This is a genomic window from Micromonospora costi, assembly GCF_003626655.1.
Classification (GTDB): Bacteria; Actinomycetota; Actinomycetes; order Mycobacteriales; family Micromonosporaceae; genus Micromonospora; species Micromonospora costi.
In genome coordinates this window covers 19,520-35,943 of sequence record NZ_RBAN01000010.1, presented here as the reverse complement: position 1 = coordinate 35,943, position 16,424 = coordinate 19,520, and the positions used below count along the sequence as shown (strand labels likewise).

The window sequence follows — 16,424 nt, the reverse complement described above, 5'->3', positions numbered from 1 at the left end:
CCGCTGGCGCGGCCGGCGCCGGTGCCGATGTCCGTAGCCAACCAGGTTCCCGTGCTCCTGGGAGGGGCCAGCGGACGTCCTGATCCGCTGGCCCCCTCCCCCGTCACCGGCCCGACCCACCGCCCCGGTCGACGGGCCCGGGCCAGCCGGCGGGGGCCGCTCACCGTGATTCAGCGGCCCTGACCTGGGTAGAAGCCACCGGTCGAGGAGATCCGGCCGGCCGGCGACGGCGGCCACGTGTCAGGAGGCCCGATGGCGACCATCCCGACCGACCGCGTCCCGGACAGCACCCTCGCGTTGCTCCGGGAGGGCTACCGGTACATCGGCACCCGCTGCGACCGGTACGGCAGCGACGTCTTCCAGACCCGCCTGTTGCTGCGGCGCACCATCTGCATGCGCGGGCGCCCGGCCTCGATGCTCTTCTACGACACGGAGCGCTTCGAGCGGACGGGAGCGATGCCGGTACGGGTGCAGTGGACCCTCACCGGGCGCGGCGGGGTGCAGGGCCTGGACGGCGCGGCGCACGAGGACCGCAAGGCGATGTTGATGTCGCTCATGACGCCGACCGCCGTCCGGCACCTCGGCCAGCTCTTCGACGACGAGTGGCGGGCCCGGGTGGCCGTCTGGGAGGGCGCTGGGCCGGTGGTGCTCTACCGGGAGCTGGGCCGGATGCTCACCCGGGCGGTCTGCGCCTGGGCCGGCGTCCCGCTGGCCGACGCGCAGGTCACCCGGCGCACCGCCGACCTGCACGCGATGATCGGCAGCGGCGCGGCGATCGGGCCGGTGCACTGGTGGGGCCGGCTCGCGCGGCGCCGGGGGGAACGGTGGCTGGCCGAGATCGTCGACCGGGTGCGCGCTGGCACGCTGCCCGCCCCGGCCGGCAGCGCGCTGCGGGTGATCGCCGAGCACAGCGACCCCCGCGGGCGGGCCCTGCCCCGGCGGATCGCCGCGGTGGAGCTGCTCAACCTGCTGCGGCCGACGGTCGCCGTGGGCCGGTTCATCGTCTTCGCCGCGCTCGCCCTGCACGACCACCCGGCCTGGCGGGAGCGCGTCCGCGAGGACGCCGACGCCGCCGAGCCCTTCGTCCACGAGGTGCGCCGCTACTACCCGTTCTTCCCGGCCGCCTCCGCCCGGGTCCGGCGCCCCTTCGAGTGGCACGGCTACCCGTTCCCGCGCGGCCGCCGGGTCCTGCTGGACCTCTACGGCACCAACCACCACCCGGCGCTCTGGCCCGAGCCGGAGCGGTTCCGGCCGGAGCGCTTCGCCGACCGGCGGCCGGACGCGTACGCGCTGGTCCCGCAGGGCGGCGGGGAGCACACGGGCCATCGCTGCGCCGGCGAGTGGATCACGATCGAGCTGATGAAGCGGGCGGTCACGAACCTGACGAGCACCATCCGGTACGACGTGCCGCCGCAGGACCTCGCCGTGGACCTGCGGCGGTTGCCCACGCTGCCGCCGAGCGGCTTCGTCGTCACCAACGTCCGTCGCACGGCCTGACCGCGTCCCGCCCGGCCGGGGCGGGACGCGGCCGCGCGGGTCAGCCGGCCGGGTGCAGCACGGAACGCAGGCAACCGTCCCGCTTCTTCTCGAACAGTTCGTACCCGCGCACGCCCTCCTCCAGCGGCAGCGGGTGGGTGGCCAGGTAGCCCGGATCGATCTCTCCCACGGCGATCCGGTCGAGCAGCATCGGGATGTAGCGCTGGGCGTGCATCTGCCCCATGCGCAGCACCAGCGCCTTGTTCATGGCCGCGCCGAGCGGGAACTTGTCGACCAGCCCGGCGTAGACGCCCACGATGCTCACCGTGCCGCCCTTGCGGCACGCCATGATCGCCTGCCGGACGGAGGTGAGCCGATCGGTCTGCAACCGGGCCGCCTGCTTGGCCCGGTCGTACGCATAGCTCGGCCCCACGTCGTGCGACTCCATGCCGACCGCCTCGATGCAGGCGTCGGGGCCGCGACCGGCCGTCATCTCGCGCAGCGCCTCCAGCACGTCGGTCCGGGAGTAGTCGATCGTCTCGACGCCGAGCCGGGCGGCGGCCGTGGCGAGCCGCTCCGGCAGCCGGTCGATGACGATCACCCGTTCCGCGCCGAGGATCTGGGCGCTGCGCGCCGCCATCTGGCCGACTCCGCCCGCACCCCAGACGGCGACCACCTCGCCGCCCTCGAGCCCGCAGAAGTCGGCGGCCATCCAGCCGGTCGGCATCGCGTCGGAGGCGAACACGACCGCGTCGTCGGCCACCCCGTCGGGCACCGGGAACGCGCCGACGTCGCCGAAGGGCACCCGGACATACTCCGCGTGGCTGCCCGAGTAGCCGCCCGCCGCGTGCGAGTAGCCGAGGATGCCGGCCGGCGAGTGCCCCCAGAGCTTCTCGGTGAAGACCGGCTGGGGGTTGGAGTTGTCGCAGAGCGAGTACTGCTCGGTGCGGCAGTACCAGCAGCCACCGCAGGCGACCACCGAGCCGACCACCACGCGGTCGCCGACCCGCAGTCGCCGCACGCCCGGGCCGGTCTCCACCACCTCGCCCATGAACTCGTGTCCGAGGACGTCCCCCTCCCGCATCGCCGGCAGGTAGCCGTTGATCAGATGCAGGTCGGAGCCGCAGACGCTGCTCGCCCGTACCCGGACGATGATGTCGTCGGCCGCGCGGACGCGGGGTTCCGGCACGTCGCGCACGGCCAGTTTGCCGACGCCTTCCCAGCACAGCGCCCTCACGCCCGTCCTCCCGTCGTCAGCTTGTCCCGGATCTTGTCGGTGGCGCGCTCCTGGCGCGGGCTGCGCGCCGACGGGTCATGGCGGGTCTCGATCACCTGGCCGCACTCGATCAGCGACTTCACCCGCCGGAGGGCGTCCCGCAGGGCCAGGTCGGGCTCGTCCCCGGCGGTCAGGCCGAACACCCGGCGCACCGGCCCGGAGCGGTAGCGCAGCTCGGCGCGGAGTTCGGTGCCCCGGCCCTGGGGCGCGTCGGTCAGCTCCAGGCGTCCCTCCTGCGGGACCGCGCCCTCGGTGACCCGCCAGCGCAGCACCCCCGGACCCTCGACCGTGATCTCGGCGCGCCAGCCGGCGCCGCCGTCGGGGGCCACGCCCTCGCAGCGCCACCGGTCGCCGTCGATCCGCTCCAGCGTCGCCCACTCGGCCAGTGCCCGGTCCAACCGCTCCCGGTCGGTCCAGAAGCCGATCACCGCGTCCCGCGGACGGTCGACGGTGACCCCCCTGCGCACCACGTACCAGCCGTCCTGCCGCTCCGGCTGGTGCCGGCGCCGCCGGCGGGCCACGGTCCGGCCCACACCGGTCGCGGCCGCCGCACCGACGCCGAGCAGGACCCACCTCGTCGCCTTGCTGACCATCACGCCTCCTCCGCCGGGACGTCCTCGATGACGGAACGCCCGTACGGCAGCGCTACCCGCCAGCGCCCCTCCGAAACGGCACCCGCCCCCACGCACCGTCGAGGTGGGTGGAGGCGGGTCGGCTCTTCCTACTGGCGGGCCTGCTGCACGTGATCCTTCACGTCGTGCGCGGCCGTACGGCCGTCGTCCTTCACGGTCTCCACGGCGTCCTGCGCGGTGGCCTTGACCGACTGGGTGGCCTGCTGGGCGGGCTCCCGCAGCTCCTCCTTGAGCTCGCTCGCGACCTCGGTCAGCTTCTCCTTGACCACGCCGCCGTGCTCGCTCGCCTTCTCGCGGACCTGCGTCGCCACCTGCTGCTCCCGGCGGGTGGCGGGGATCAGCGAGGAGGCCAGCCAGCCCACCCCGAACGCGATGAGGCCGGCGGCGAGCGGGTTGCCCTCCGACTTCTGCCGGATGACCTGCGGCGCCCGCTGCGCGGCGTCGCTCACTGACGACGCGGCCGAGTGCGCGGCGTCGCCCACCGTGGACGCGGCCGAGTGCGCGGCGTCGCCCACGCTGGAGGCCGCCGACGTGGCGTGCTGGCCCACCGAGTGCGCGGCGTGGCCGGTGCCGTGACCGAGGTCCGACGCGGTTCCCATGACCCTGTCCCTCACATTCTGCAACGCGGTACGGACCCGCTGCTTACGGTCGTCGACGATGCGGCCCGGGCTGACCTTGTACGCCAGCGCGTCCACATCGGAACTCAGGCTGTTACGGGTGGCTTCGATCTCCCGGCGGATCTGGTCGGGATCGGTGCTCATCGGGTGACTCCCTCCGGGTGGGGCTTGAGCGCGTCGGGGATCCGCTGCACGCTGTCGCTGGTCTGCGCGAGACCGCGTACGCGCCGCGCGTTCTGCTTGGCCATCGAGTAGAGGACCGCCGCGATCACGGCCCAGATGACGGCCACGAGCAGCGCCGCCCAGCCGGCGTCCATCACGTTGGACAGCCCGGCCCAGAGTGCGAGCGAGAGGAAGAGGACCACCATGTAGCCGCCGAAACCGGCGCCGCCGAAGAGCCCGGCGGCCTTACCCGCCTTGCGGCCCTCCTGGCGGATCTCGGCCTTGGCCAGCTCCACCTCCTGGCGCATGAGGGTGGACAGGTCGGCGGTGACCTGACGCATCAGCTCGCCGATCGAGCTGCCCCTGACCTCCGCGGCGCTGTGCGGGGCGCCCGCGGCACCGGGGTCCAGCCCCGGCCCCTGCGTCGGCATGCTCATGCCCACTCCTCCCTTCGGATGTTCCGGCCGCTCACGGACGCACGGTCCCGGTGGACGGCACGCCCGGCAGCGGGTCGGTCTGGCTCACCGGGGGCAACGGCTGGCCGGTGCCGCCCGCCGGATCGGCGTAGCTGGTGGTGGTGCGCGAGTCGGGGTACGCGACCGGGGCCGGGTCGAGGTAGCCGCCCGGCGGCACCTGCTCCGAAACGTGCGGTGGGGTCGGGGTCGGGAGGACCGCGGTCCGGTCCGGGTCGTCGTACAGCCCGCGGGCGTGCTGGCCGGAGTCGCCGCCGGAGGCGGAGAGGTTGCGGGTCAGCCGCCCGGCGAGCACGCCGAACACGGCGGCGCCGACGAGGAACGTGCCGGGGTTGCGGCGGGCGTAGTCACGCACCTCCGTGATGAGGTCGCCGGGCTCGCGCGCCTCCAGCCAGCCGGCCACTCCGTGCACCCGGTCGGCGGCCTGGCGGGCCAGCTCGCTGACGGGGCCGGACTGGCCGCCCTGCTCGGCCATGGTGCGCATCTCGTCGGCCAGCGAGCGCAGCCCGCCGGCGGCCCGCCGCTGCTGCTCGCCGGCCTGGCCGGCAAGCTGGGTGCGGGCCTCGCCGTAGAGGTTGCGCGCCTGCCGCGCGGCCTCCCGGCCGACCTCGCGGCCCTGTTCCTTGGCGGTCTCGGCGACCGCGCCGCCCGCGTGGGCGGCCTCCGAACCGACCTGGCGGGCCTGCTCGCGCACGCCGCCGCCGTTGGTCGACTCCTGACCGTACGGTGCGCCGGTGGGTGACAGATCGTAAGTCATGATGTCCCTTCCGCTCGGAAAGTCGTCGCGGTTGTGCTTGGGGGATCGGTGGCGGGACGACCGCCTCCGGCGGAACACCTACCCTCCGTCGTCGGGTCCATACCTGTTCCGGCATTTCACTGCGCCGTGACCGACCCGAACTTCAAAATGGAGGATCGGCGGGCTGTGTGACGTCGCCGCCACGGACGGTGAGGTGAACGGTCCTCACGACCAGGCCCGGACGAACCGGCGGGCGGGACAGATCCACGGAGGTGGCATCGATGGCACGGGGCGCGCGCGGTGGCCGACCGGCGGGGCCGAAGCCGCGCATCCAGCTGGTGGCCGCCCTGGTGGGCCTGGTCTTCCTCGTGGTCGGCGCGCTGGGCTTCGTTCCCGGGGTCACCACCGACTACGACCAGCTGGCCGGCGCCACCCACCACTCGGGCGCGAAGCTGTTCGGCGTGTTCCAGATCTCGATCCTGCACAACTCGGTGCATCTGCTGTTCGGCCTGCTCGGGCTCGCCATGGCCCGCACCATCGGAGCGGCCCGGCTCTACCTGGCCGGCGGCGGCGCCGCCTACCTCGCGCTCTGGCTGTACGGGTTCGCGATCCACCAGGACGGGGCGGCCAACTTCCTGCCGGTCAACGACAACGACAACTGGCTGCACCTGGGGCTGGGCTTCGGGATGCTGACCACCGGCCTGCTCCTGTCGAACCAGTACGGCACCGGCGGTCGCCTGGACACGCCGGCCGACCGTCCCTGACCACCGAGGCGTCCGTCACCCGGCCGGGTGTCCGCGCACCACCGGCGTTTGCCGACTGGCCGCGTGGGGCAACGGAGAGTCACGGATCACCGCCGAGGAGGTCGAGATGCCGCGTTGGTTGCGCAACAACGCCCTGACAGTCGCCATGTTCGGCGCGTTCTTCGTCTTCCTGGCATTGCAGAGCGTGTTCGGCTGGCAGACCCACAACGAGGAGCTGGCCGAGTTCGGCGCCGCACCGTTGAGCTGGCCGGCGTACCTCGCCACCGGGCACTTCGCCGAGGCGGTCTTCGAGAACTGGGAGTCGGAGTTCCTCCAGATGGGCGGCTACGTCCTGCTCACCGCGTACCTGGTGCAGCGGGGGTCGGCGGAGTCGAAGCCGGAGGACCAGACCGACCGGCCGGAGGACGACGAGCGCCGCGCCACCGCCGCCTCGCCCTGGCCGGCCCGGGTCGGCGGCCTGCCGCTGGTGATCTACCGCAACAGCCTCTCGCTCGCGCTGCTGCTGATCTTCGGCGGCTCGTTCGTGGGGCACCTGCTCGGCGGCACCGCCCAGTACAACGCCGAGCAGGCGTTGCAGAGCGGCGCGCCGCCGGTCAGCGCGTGGCAGTTCCTCGGCACGAGCGACTTCTGGTTCCAGTCGATGCAGAACTGGCAGAGCGAGTTCCTCGCCGTGGGCACGCTGATCGTGCTGAGCATCTTCCTGCGCCAGCACGCCTCGCCCGAGTCGAAGCCGGTCACCGTGGCGCACGCGCAGACCGGCGCCTGAGCCACCCAGTCCGGGAGCCCGAGCCGCCGCGGATCAGGCCAGCACCGGCAGCCGCTTCGCGAAGCAGGCGCTGTACGGGTTGCCGACGTGCTCGCCGTACACGGGGATCGGCTCGTAGCCGCAGGAGGTGTAGAGCCCGATGGCGGCCGGCAGGTAGGTGCCCGTCTCCAGGCAGATCCGGCTGTACCCGGCCTGGTAGGCCAGCTCCTCCAGCGCCGCCAACAGCTGGCGCGCGATCCCGCGGCCCCGGTAGGCCGGCCGCACGTACATCCGCTTGAGCTCGCCGGTCTCCTCGTCGAGGGTCCGCAGGCCGCCGCACGCGACCGCCCGGCCGTTCACCACCCCGGCGAGGAAGCGGACGTCGGCCGGGGTCAGCATCCCCCGACCGTCCCGCCCGCCGTCCGCCTCACGCAGCTCCCGCTGCTGGGCGGTGACCAGGGCGGCGATCTCCGGGTCGGTGGCGGGACGGGCCTCGATCAACACCACCCGACGGTAAGCCGGGTGGATTTCCGCCAGGTTTCCGGCGAACGACCCGATCGCGGACGGTACGGAGCTATTCGACGTCGTCCGTCTCGTCCGCGTCGATCTCGTCGGCCGGACGCTGCCGGCGTGCCTTGCGGGCGGCGAGGCGCTCCGCCGCGCTCGGCCGGGCCGACTTCTCCTCCAGGCGCTGGTCGGTGCCCCGGACCCCGGGCACGAAGTCGACACCGGCGTACAGCGTGGGCTGCCAGTCGAACTCGCGCTCGCCGATCCGGACCAGGTCCCCGGGCTCGGCGCCGGCCTTGGCCAGCTTCTCCTCGACCCCGAGCCGGGCCAGCCGGTCGGCCAGGTAGCCGACCGCCTCGTCGTTGTCGAAGTTCGTCTGCCGGACCCAGCGCTCCGGGCGTGTCCCGCGCACGGTGTACGAGCCGTCCGCCTCCGCCTCGATGGTGAAGCCGGCGTCGTCCACGGCGGTCGGGCGGATCACGATCCGGGTCGGCTCGACGATCGGCGTGGCGGCGCGGGCCGCCTCGACCAGCTCGGCCATGGCGTACGTGAGTTCCTTCAGGCCCTCGCGGGTGGCCGTGGAGATTTCGAACACGCGGAACCCGCGCGCCTCCAGGTCGGGGCGGACCATCTCGGCGAGCGTCCGGCCGTCCGGAACGTCGATCTTGTTGAGCGCCACGAGGCGCGGCCGGTCGGCGAGGCCGCCGTACTGGTTCAGCTCGGCCTCGATGGTGTCGATGTCGGCCAGCGGGTCGCGGCCCAGCTCCAGCGTCGCGGTGTCGATGACGTGCACCAGCACCGCGCAGCGCTCGATGTGCCGCAGGAACTCCAGGCCCAGGCCCTTGCCGCTGGCGGCGCCCGGGATCAGCCCGGGCACGTCGGCGACCGTGAAGGTGTGGTTGTCGACCCGGACCACCCCGAGGTTGGGCACCAGGGTGGTGAACGGGTAGTCGGCGATCTTCGGCTTCGCCGCGGAGATCACCGAGATGAGTGAGGACTTGCCCGCCGACGGGAAGCCCACCAGGCCGACGTCCGCGACGCTCTTCAGCTCCAGCACCACATCGAGCTTGTCGCCGGGCTCCCCCAGCTCGGCGAAGCCGGGTGCCCGGCGTCGGGCGTTGGCCAGCGCCGCGTTGCCCCGACCGCCGCGCCCGCCGCGCGCGACCTCGAAGGTGGTGCCGGCGCCCACCATGTCGGCCAGCACCGTGCCGTCGAGGGTCTGCACCACGGTCCCGTTGGGCACCGTGAGCACCAGGTCCTCACCGTTGGCACCGTCGCGGTGCGAGCCGGCGCCGCCCTTGCCGTTGGGCGCCTTCACGTGCGGGCGGAAGTGGAAGTCCAGCAGGGTGTGCACCTGCGGGTCGACGACCAGCGACACGCTGCCGCCGTGCCCACCGTTGCCGCCGTCCGGGCCGCCGAACGGCTTGAACTTCTCCCGGTGGATCGAGACACAACCGTGCCCGCCGTCGCCGGCCTGCAGGTGCAGGACGACCCGGTCAACGAACGTCGTCACGCCGTCAATCCTTCCAGCGGGGACCGCCCCGCACGAGAAAAAGCGAAGCGGGCCGGGACACCAGGTCCGCGGCCCGCTTAGCTGTCGAACTACTGCTGCGGCACGATGCTGACGGTCTTGCGACCGCGCTTGGTGCCGAACTGCACCGACCCGGCGGCCAGCGCGAAGAGCGTGTCGTCGCCGCCCCGGCCGACCAGGTCACCGGGGTGGAACTTGGTGCCGCGCTGCCGGACGAGGATCTCGCCGGCGCTGACGACCTGACCACCGAAGCGCTTCACGCCGAGCCGCTGGGCCGCGGAGTCACGGCCGTTACGCGAGCTGGACGCACCCTTTTTGTGAGCCATGTGAGGACGACCTACTTCCCGCTGGAGATGCCGGTCACCTTGACCTGGGTCAGCGGCTGGCGGTGACCCTGGCGCTTGTGGTAGCCGGTCTTGTTCTTGAACTTGTGGATCCGGATCTTCGGGCCCTTGGTGTGGGCGGCGATCTCGCCGGACACCGCGACCTTGGCGAGCTGGGCCGCGTCGGTCACCAGGTCGTCACCGTCGACGAGGAGCACCGCGGTGAGCTGCACCGCGTCACCGGGGGCACCGGTGAGCTTCTCGACCTCGATCACGTCGCCCTCGGCGACCTTGTACTGCTTGCCGCCGGTCTTGACGATCGCGTACATCGGAGGCGGACTCCCTGTCGTTGAGGCTGCTGGTGGTCGTCCCCGCGGCGGCTCGCCGGGTAGCAGTGGCACGGCGGCGCGGGCACACGGGAACTCGGCACACAACAGTGCGCCGCAGGCAAGCGTACGCCATGCCCCGCCCGGCACCCAAACCGACCCGGCCGATCAGCCCGGACAGAGCTGGTCGAGGCGCTGCTGGAGGCGGTCCAGCTCGGTCTCGTCGACGCCGGCGACGTCGGCGCGCATCGCCTCGATCTCGGCTTCCAGGTCACCGAGCAGCGCCCGTAGCCGCGGGTCGGTGGCCCGGGCGGACTGCTCCCGCAGCACGCCGCGCCACCCGGTGAGGGCCGCCTCCGCCCGCCGCCGGGCCGTCTCGGCCGCGGTGGCGTCGTTCGCGCCGACCGCCGCGACCATCCTGCCGACCTCCGCGACGTACGTCTCGACCGCGGCGGCACCGGCCTGCCGCGTGGTGGCGCAGACGGCGGCGGTGTCCCCACCGCCGCTCGACGCGGCCCCGCTCGGCCCAGCCCCGCTCGGTCCGGCACCGCTCGCCGCGCTTCCGGCGGGCGCGGCCCCGGTTGTCGCGGTCCCGCCCGGACGGGAGCCGCCCGCGGCGGGCGGATCCGACGGTTGCCCGCTCCCGCAGCCGCCCGTCGAGGCGAGACCGGCGGCGAGCACCGTGGCGACGAGCAGACGGCGCATGCGCACCTCCCCGGTCGATGCCGGCCCGAGACCGCGTGGAACGGGAAGGGCCCCGCCCCGGCCATCGTGCCGGAGTCGGGGCCCTTCCATCCAGTGCCGGGCCGGCCCGTCAGGGCCGGGTACGCCGCCGTGCTCCGCCGCGGCGGGACCGCCGCCGGATGCCCGAGCTGTCCCCGCCCTCCTCGTCGGTCTCGTCGCCGATCGCGTCCGGGTCGTCCGCGGCGGCCAACCGGGCCGAGTCGCCCTCCTGGCTGTCGGCGACGGCCGGCGCGGCCTCGGTCTCCGACGCGTAGCGGGACAGGTCGTAGCCCATCGTGTCGTAGTAGTCGGCGTCGGTGGTGCTGGTCTCGACGTTCTCCGGCTCCGGCTCGGTGATCTCGACCACCGCGCGCTCCGCGGGGGCGCTCTTGCGGGCCCGGCGCCGCGACGTGCCGCCGGCCGTCTCCGCCGCCGGGCTGGCGACCGCGGACGCCACCGCCTTGACCTTCTCCGCCGCCGCGGTACGCGGCTTCTCCGGCACCGGCTCGGTGTGGATGATGACGCCGCGGCCCTTGCAGCACTCGCAGGTCTCGCTGAACGCCTCCAGCAGCCCGGCGCCGATCCGCTTGCGGGTCATCTGCACCAAACCGAGCGAGGTGATCTCGGTGACCTGGTGCTTGGTGCGGTCGCGGCCCAGGCACTCGGTCAACCGGCGCAGCACCAGCTCGCGGTTGGACTCCAGCACCATGTCGATGAAGTCGATCACCACGATGCCACCGAGGTCGCGCAGCCGGAGCTGGCGGACGATCTCCTCGGCCGCCTCCAGGTTGTTCCGGGTGACCGTCTCCTCCAGGTTGCCCCCGGAGCCGGTGTACTTGCCGGTGTTGACGTCGATGACGGTCATCGCCTCGGTCCGGTCGATCACCAGCGAACCGCCCGAGGGGAGGAAGACCTTGCGGTCCAGCCCCTTGAGGATCTGCTCGTCGATCCGGTACTCGCCGAAGACGTCCGTGGTGCCGACGTGCCGGCGCAGCCGGGCCACCAGGTCCGGCGAGACGTGCGACAGGTACGACTCGACCATGTCGTACGACTCGTCGCCCTCGATGACCAGCTCGCGGAAGTCCTCGTTGAACAGGTCCCGGACCACGCGGATGACCAGGTCGGGCTCCTCGTAGAGCAGCACCGGCGCGCCACCCTCGGCGGCCTTGGCCTGGATGTCCTCCCACTGCGCCTGCAGACGCTTGACGTCCCGGGCAAGCTCGTCCTCGCTCGCGCCCTCGGCGGCCGTCCGGACGATCACGCCGGCGCCGTCGGGCACCAGCTTCTTCAGCACGTCCCGCAGGCGCTTGCGCTCGGTGTCCGGCAGCTTCCGGCTGATCCCGGACGCGTTGCCGTTCGGCACGTACACGAGGTGCCGGCCGGAGAGCGCGATGTGGCTGGTCAGCCGGGCGCCCTTGTGCCCGATCGGGTCCTTGGTGACCTGCACCAGCACCGAGTCACCGGACTTGAGCGCCTGCTCGATCGAGCGGGCGCGCCCCTCCAGCCCGGTGGCGTCCCAGTTGACCTCGCCGGCGTAGAGCACCGCGTTGCGGCCCCGGCCGATGTCGACGAAGGCCGCCTCCATGCTGGGCAGGACGTTCTGCACCTTGCCGAGGTACACGTTGCCGGCCATGGTGCCGGAGGAGTTGCGGGTGACGTAGTGCTCGACGAGCACGCCGTCCTCGAGCACCGCGATCTGGGTGCGGTCGCCGCGCTGGCGGACCGCCATCACGCGGTCCACCGCCTCGCGGCGGGCCAGGAACTCCGACTCGCTCAGGATCGGCGGCCGCGTACGCCGCTGCTCCCGGCCGTCCCGGCGGCGCTGGCGCTTGGCCTCCAGGCGGGTCGAGCCGGAGACACCCTGCACCTCGTCGACCGTCCGGCGCGGCTCACGGATCTTGACCACGGTGGGTACGCCGTCGTCAGCGGCGGCCCCCTCGACGTCGCCGGCTCCCCGGCGGCGGCGCCGCCGGCGGCGGCGGGTCAGCCCGTCCGCGCCCTCCTCGTCCTCGGTCTCCTCGGCCTCCGCCTCCTCGGCCTCGGCCTGGATCGCCTCCTCGGCCTCCTCGTCCTCGAGCTCCTCGACGCCGCCCTTGCCGCGGCCACGGCCACGGCGGCCACGACGACGGCGACGGCGGCCGGCCGCGGTGTCGTCCTCGTCCTCCTCCTCCGCCTCGGCGAGCTCGGCCTCCTCGGCCGGCTCCTGCTCAGCCTCGACGGCCTCGACCGGCTCCACCTCGCGGCGGCCACGCCGGCGTCGGCGGGACGGCTCGGCGGGCTCCTCGGCGGCCGGCTCCTCGGCGACGGGCGCCGGTTCGGTCACGCGCACGACCGGCTCGGCGTCCGGCTGCGGGGCCATGAACAGCACGGTGGGCGCGGTGAGGGCGGCGCGGCGGCGGCGGGTGCGCGGCGGCTCCGGCTCGGTGGCCTCCGCCGGCTCGGTGGCCTCCGCCGGCTCGGTGAGCTGCTCGGTGGTCCCGGCCACGGCGACACCGGGCGGCACCTCCCCGGACCGGCCCTCGGCACCGCTCGTACGGTCGCCCGCCGCGGCCTGGGCGGTCTCCCCGCCAGGTCCGGCGGTCTCCGCGGCACCGGTCTCCGTTGCCGCGGGGGCCGGCGGCGGGGTCTCGCCGGCCGGCTCCTCCGACGTGTCGGCGGTCTCGGCCGGCGTCTCGGCGGCCGGCTCGGCCGCCGCCGGCGCGGTCTTCTTCCGCCTGGTCCGGGTGACCTTGACCGGCGGGACGACCTCCGCGGTGGCCTCCTCCGCGGCTGCCGCGACCAGCGGCTCCTCGACCGCCTTCGCGGCGGTCGCCTTGCGGCGGCGGCGCGGGGTCTTCGGGGCGGTGTCGAGGTCGCCGGAGATGGGGGCCAGCACCTCCGCCTGCGGGGACTCGGCGCTGCCGGCGCCCGTGGCGGGCGCCGCGACCGGCGCGTCGGTCTGCTCCGGCTTGTTCACCGGCGTCGCGCGGCGTCGGGTGGCCCTGCGCCGGGCCGGCGCCGGCTCGGCGTCGCCGTCCCCGGTCATGGCCGGGAGGTCGGCGACGCCCTCCACGCCACCGGGCTGCTCGACGGCACCGTCGTCGGCGGGGTTCTGCGGTGCGGCGGTCTCGTCGGCCGGCTGTGAACCGGTCCGTTCGCCGCCCTCGGGCTCGTTCTCGAGCATGGACGTTCTCCAGTTCTGGCTACCCCGGGCGCGGGTGAGCGCTGCCACGCAGGGTCGCCGCAAAAGGTGTTTCCGCCGGCGCGCGAGGAGCGCGACGGCCGAAGTCTGCCTACCTGAGCGCTGACCGTCGGTCAGCGCTCACCGATGGTTGCCCCGTCGCGGTCCGCATCCAACGGATCCACGATCTCGCCCTGCGCGGTCAGCGTGCCCTGAGCCAGCCGGATCACCCGTGGCGGAACCGGCGGCTCCAGGCCGGCCACCACGCGGAGGCCGGAAAGGACGTCATCGGGTCGAACGGACGGGGTGACCTGCCGCACGACCACTTCGAGTATCGCACACGGTACGGCCGGTCCCCCGGAAGGCGTCGGCGTCGGCGTCGCCACATCGATGGCGATGACCGCACCCCGCGCGTCGAAGGTGCGCCGCCCCTGCTTGGTCATCCGCTCGACCTGCACCTCGGCGGCCGCGGTGAAGGCGTCCACCGCGGCGCGCAGCGCCTCCGGGGCTACCTCCGGCAGCTCGACCCGCCAGGAGGACGCCTCGATCCGGTCGGCGAGGCTGCCGCCGGTCGCCACCACGGCGTCGAGCACGTCGAGCCCCGGGGAGAGCGCCCCGTCGAGCGCGGCCCGCAGGTCGGCCGGGTCGACCGGCGCCTGGAGGCCGATCTCCAGGTACTCCGCCTCGCTGGCCACCCCGGTCGGGGCGGCGCTGGCGTAGGAGATCTTGGGGTGCGGCGTGAAGCCCTGCGAGTAGGCGACGGGCACCCCGGCACGGCGTACGGCCCGCTCGAAGGCCCGGGCAAAGTCGCGGTGGGAGGTGAAACGCAGCGGTCCGCGCTTGGCGTACCGGATCCGGACGCGCTGGACGACCGGCGCCTGTCCGCCCTCCGGCTGTGGTCTCTTACTGATCGTCGTACTCCTTGCTCGGTCTGTCGCTGTCCATCCTCACCCGGCGGCGCGTGCGATGCCACTTTCCGGCCATCCTCGTGCGGACCGGACACGGCGGACATCCGGACAGCGCGTGTGACAGCCGGGCACGGACGGACGGCCCGGGGGCGGTCAGCCGTCGCGGCGCCAGAGCGCCCAGTGCTGGTCCGGGTTCCCGCCGATCCGGTGGAACCCGTACCTGGTGCCGTCCCAGTCCCAACTGTGCCGCGGGCCGGGCTGGGGATACCACCGGGCCACGACCACGTCCACGTCCGGGGGCGGCTCCGAGACGAAATTCGGCACGGAGGTCCAGGTGATCTCGTGCTCGTGGTTCAGCCGCAGCGCCAGGTGGTAGCCGGAACTGGTGGCGATCGACTCGCCCTTCCGCAGGCCGAGCTGCGCCAGGGTGGGGCTGGGTCCGAGCGCGTCGCTCATCGGGGCCAGGACCCGGTCGGCGAGCAGCCCCATCATCACCATCTGCCCGGCGACGACCAGGGCCAGCACCGGCTGCCAACCCCACCGGAACCGGCCGAGCAGCACCACGGCGGCGCCCGCACCGACCGCGATCGCGCTGCCGACCAGGGGCCGGAAGTGGGTCCAGCCGGCGGTCATCGCCATGAGGTCGGGCGCAGCGAACACGCCGTACCGCAGCGGGGAGCCGTCCCGGATGGCGCCGGCCAACCGCCACGCGACGAAACCGCCGCCCGCGGCGGTCAGCGCGGCGGCCGCCGCGTACCCCACGACGAGCGCGCGGCGCGGCACGCGGAACGCCACGGCCAGGCCGACCACCAGCCACAGCGGGGCGAACGCGTGGACGTACCGGGCGTACACCGCGTCCCGGGTCGCCGACGGCACGCCGACCAGGACGAGCGCGCAGCCCAGCGCGACGCCCAGGGTCGCGGCCAGCGCGGCGATCGCCAGCCAGCGCTGCGCCGGGTCGGTCCCCCGGCGTACGACCAGCCGGACGGCCACGAACCAGCCGAGCGCCGCCAGCCCGCCGGTGATCGCCAGCACGTACCAGACCTGGGTGGTGAGGCTGGCCAGGACGAAGGCAAGCCCCTTGCTGCTGAGCAGCGCCTTCAGCGTGCTGTCACCGGGATCGGAGCCGTTGAGGATCAGCTTGCCGTCCAGCAGCCTGATCAGCACCTCGTTCAGGACGACCGCGACCGCCGCGGTGCCCACGGCGACCACCAGCGGCCGGACGCCGAGGCGGCGGCGGACCGCCCACAGCAGCACCACGCCGAGGTGCACGGCCAGGACGACCACGCCGCGCACGTGGACCAGGTAGTACGCGCCGGCCGCAGCGGTGGCGCCGAGCGCCGCGACCATCCGGTCGGGCCGGCGCAGCCACGTCGCCAGCAGGAGGATCCAGGCGACGGTCAGCGCGGCGAGCACCGAGTCGGTCAGCGCGAACAGCGAGTAGAAGAGGGTGGCCGGCATGGTGGCCGCCACGGCGGCGATCCCGAGGGCCCGCCACCGCGACACCCCGAGCACCCGGGTGCCGAGCAGGTACGCCAGCGGCAGCATCGCCGAGTTGACGACCGCGTTGACGAGCCGGACGAGCCCGTAGCTGGTGGTGAAGCCGTGGTCGCCGAGGAAGGCCGGCGAGATCAGCAGCGGGTAGCCCGCCCGGCGGAGCACGCTGTTCTCCGAGCTGTACCCGCTGGGGCCACCGGCGAAGGCGCGCGCGGCGTTGAGGTAGCTATCCTCGTCGGTGTGCGCGATCGGCATCTGCACCGAGCGCGCCAACCAGAGCCGCCAGAGCACCCCGGCGAGCCAGCCCAGCAGCAGCAGCACGACCACCAGCCGCCGGGAGGGCCCGCGCCGGCGCTCGGGTGGCGGTGGCGCGCCCGTCCCGCTCACCCGTTCGGGGGCGGCCGTCTCCCGCGCCGTACCCGTCTGCAGCACCAACGCCCCCCATGATCCAGGTCACGCCACGGGCTCGGCTTCCGAACCTCCGACGCGGTCGGGCCGACGCCGGAAACGGTAGCGGACGGACGGCCGCTCGGCGCACCCGGTGACCCGGGGGCCGCCGGGGTGCCGG

16 protein-coding genes are annotated in these 16,424 nt (G+C 73.9%); 3 read left to right on the top strand and 13 right to left on the bottom strand.

All coding sequences use genetic code 11. From position 1 onward, the window contains the following. The first annotated feature begins 252 nt into the window (after window positions 1-252). The gene (locus tag D7193_RS31320; RefSeq protein ID WP_120783282.1) at window positions 253-1,497 is read left to right on the top strand and encodes a cytochrome P450; all 1,245 of its coding nucleotides are present in this window, start codon (window positions 253-255) and stop codon (window positions 1,495-1,497) included. A gap of 40 nt (window positions 1,498-1,537) precedes the next feature. On the opposite strand, the gene D7193_RS31315 is transcribed toward D7193_RS31320, so the two are convergent. The 5 genes from D7193_RS31315 to D7193_RS31295 form a co-directional block, all read right to left on the bottom strand. After that, the gene (locus tag D7193_RS31315) at window positions 1,538-2,713 is read right to left on the bottom strand and encodes a zinc-dependent alcohol dehydrogenase (RefSeq protein WP_120783281.1); all 1,176 of its coding nucleotides are present in this window, start codon (window positions 2,711-2,713) and stop codon (window positions 1,538-1,540) included. Next, the gene (locus D7193_RS31310; RefSeq protein ID WP_120783280.1) at window positions 2,710-3,345 is read right to left on the bottom strand and encodes an SRPBCC family protein; all 636 of its coding nucleotides are present in this window, start codon (window positions 3,343-3,345) and stop codon (window positions 2,710-2,712) included. The genes D7193_RS31315 and D7193_RS31310 overlap by 4 nt, the downstream gene beginning before the upstream one ends. A gap of 128 nt (window positions 3,346-3,473) precedes the next feature. Continuing rightward, complete coding sequence (locus D7193_RS34680) at window positions 3,474-4,145, bottom strand: DUF3618 domain-containing protein (RefSeq protein ID WP_120783279.1); 672 nt, start codon at window positions 4,143-4,145, stop codon at window positions 3,474-3,476. Continuing rightward, a complete protein-coding gene (locus tag D7193_RS31300; RefSeq protein ID WP_120783278.1) occupies window positions 4,142-4,600 on the bottom strand; it encodes a phage holin family protein in 459 nt (152 codons plus the stop codon). Before D7193_RS31300 ends, D7193_RS34680 begins: the two co-directional genes overlap by 4 nt. 31 nt (window positions 4,601-4,631) lie before the next feature. Continuing rightward, window positions 4,632-5,393, bottom strand: a complete 762-nt coding sequence (locus D7193_RS31295) for a hypothetical protein (RefSeq protein ID WP_120783277.1) — start codon at window positions 5,391-5,393, stop codon at window positions 4,632-4,634. Between the two features lie 260 nt (window positions 5,394-5,653). On the opposite strand from D7193_RS31295, the gene D7193_RS31290 reads away from it, so the two are divergent. Both D7193_RS31290 and D7193_RS31285 read left to right on the top strand, forming a co-directional pair. Then, window positions 5,654-6,136, top strand: coding sequence for a DUF4383 domain-containing protein (locus D7193_RS31290; protein ID WP_120783276.1), 483 nt, complete (start codon window positions 5,654-5,656; stop codon window positions 6,134-6,136). 106 nt (window positions 6,137-6,242) lie between these two features. Continuing rightward, window positions 6,243-6,902 carry a DUF6766 family protein gene (locus D7193_RS31285; protein WP_120783275.1) on the top strand — a complete coding sequence of 220 codons (660 nt, stop codon included), beginning with the start codon at window positions 6,243-6,245 and terminating at the stop codon, window positions 6,900-6,902. A 33-nt stretch (window positions 6,903-6,935) separates the two neighbouring features. Here the strand turns inward: D7193_RS31285 and D7193_RS31280 are convergent, their stop codons facing one another. The 8 genes from D7193_RS31280 to D7193_RS31245 form a co-directional block, all read right to left on the bottom strand. Then, window positions 6,936-7,385, bottom strand: coding sequence for a GNAT family N-acetyltransferase (locus D7193_RS31280; RefSeq protein WP_120783341.1), 450 nt, complete (start codon window positions 7,383-7,385; stop codon window positions 6,936-6,938). Between the two features lie 70 nt (window positions 7,386-7,455). Continuing rightward, window positions 7,456-8,901, bottom strand: a complete 1,446-nt coding sequence (gene obgE, locus D7193_RS31275) for a GTPase ObgE (RefSeq protein WP_120783274.1) — start codon at window positions 8,899-8,901, stop codon at window positions 7,456-7,458. A gap of 89 nt (window positions 8,902-8,990) precedes the next feature. Continuing rightward, a complete protein-coding gene (gene rpmA / locus D7193_RS31270; RefSeq protein ID WP_088992381.1) occupies window positions 8,991-9,245 on the bottom strand; it encodes a 50S ribosomal protein L27 in 255 nt (84 codons plus the stop codon). Between the two features lie 11 nt (window positions 9,246-9,256). After that, a complete protein-coding gene (gene rplU, locus D7193_RS31265) occupies window positions 9,257-9,571 on the bottom strand; it encodes a 50S ribosomal protein L21 (RefSeq protein WP_120783273.1) in 315 nt (104 codons plus the stop codon). A gap of 165 nt (window positions 9,572-9,736) precedes the next feature. Beyond that, window positions 9,737-10,273 carry a hypothetical protein gene (locus tag D7193_RS31260; protein ID WP_120783272.1) on the bottom strand — a complete coding sequence of 179 codons (537 nt, stop codon included), beginning with the start codon at window positions 10,271-10,273 and terminating at the stop codon, window positions 9,737-9,739. A 109-nt stretch (window positions 10,274-10,382) separates the two neighbouring features. Next, window positions 10,383-13,454, bottom strand: coding sequence for an Rne/Rng family ribonuclease (locus D7193_RS31255; protein ID WP_120783271.1), 3,072 nt, complete (start codon window positions 13,452-13,454; stop codon window positions 10,383-10,385). A gap of 131 nt (window positions 13,455-13,585) precedes the next feature. Continuing rightward, on the bottom strand, window positions 13,586-14,305 hold the full coding sequence (locus D7193_RS31250) for a TIGR03936 family radical SAM-associated protein (protein WP_120783270.1): 720 nt from the start codon (window positions 14,303-14,305) through the stop codon (window positions 13,586-13,588). Window positions 14,306-14,512: 207 nt separating this feature from the next. Beyond that, window positions 14,513-16,291 carry a hypothetical protein gene (locus D7193_RS31245; RefSeq protein ID WP_120783269.1) on the bottom strand — a complete coding sequence of 593 codons (1,779 nt, stop codon included), beginning with the start codon at window positions 16,289-16,291 and terminating at the stop codon, window positions 14,513-14,515. Window positions 16,292-16,424 lie beyond the last annotated feature (133 nt).

Bases quoted from the DNA above. Each gene is read 5' to 3' on its own strand.
- D7193_RS31320 (WP_120783282.1), top strand. From the start codon at position 253: ATGGCGACCATCCCGACCGACCGCGTCCCGGACAGCACCCTCGCGTTG.
- D7193_RS31310 (WP_120783280.1), bottom strand. From the start codon at position 3,345: ATGGTCAGCAAGGCGACGAGGTGGGTCCTGCTCGGCGTCGGTGCGGCG.
- D7193_RS34680 (WP_120783279.1), bottom strand. From the start codon at position 4,145: ATGAGCACCGATCCCGACCAGATCCGCCGGGAGATCGAAGCCACCCGT.
- D7193_RS31300 (WP_120783278.1), bottom strand. From the start codon at position 4,600: ATGAGCATGCCGACGCAGGGGCCGGGGCTGGACCCCGGTGCCGCGGGC.
- D7193_RS31295 (WP_120783277.1), bottom strand. From the start codon at position 5,393: ATGACTTACGATCTGTCACCCACCGGCGCACCGTACGGTCAGGAGTCG.
- D7193_RS31290 (WP_120783276.1), top strand. From the start codon at position 5,654: ATGGCACGGGGCGCGCGCGGTGGCCGACCGGCGGGGCCGAAGCCGCGC.
- D7193_RS31285 (WP_120783275.1), top strand. From the start codon at position 6,243: ATGCCGCGTTGGTTGCGCAACAACGCCCTGACAGTCGCCATGTTCGGC.
- rpmA (WP_088992381.1), bottom strand. From the start codon at position 9,245: ATGGCTCACAAAAAGGGTGCGTCCAGCTCGCGTAACGGCCGTGACTCC.
- rplU (WP_120783273.1), bottom strand. From the start codon at position 9,571: ATGTACGCGATCGTCAAGACCGGCGGCAAGCAGTACAAGGTCGCCGAG.
- D7193_RS31260 (WP_120783272.1), bottom strand. From the start codon at position 10,273: ATGCGCCGTCTGCTCGTCGCCACGGTGCTCGCCGCCGGTCTCGCCTCG.
- D7193_RS31255 (WP_120783271.1), bottom strand. From the start codon at position 13,454: ATGCTCGAGAACGAGCCCGAGGGCGGCGAACGGACCGGTTCACAGCCG.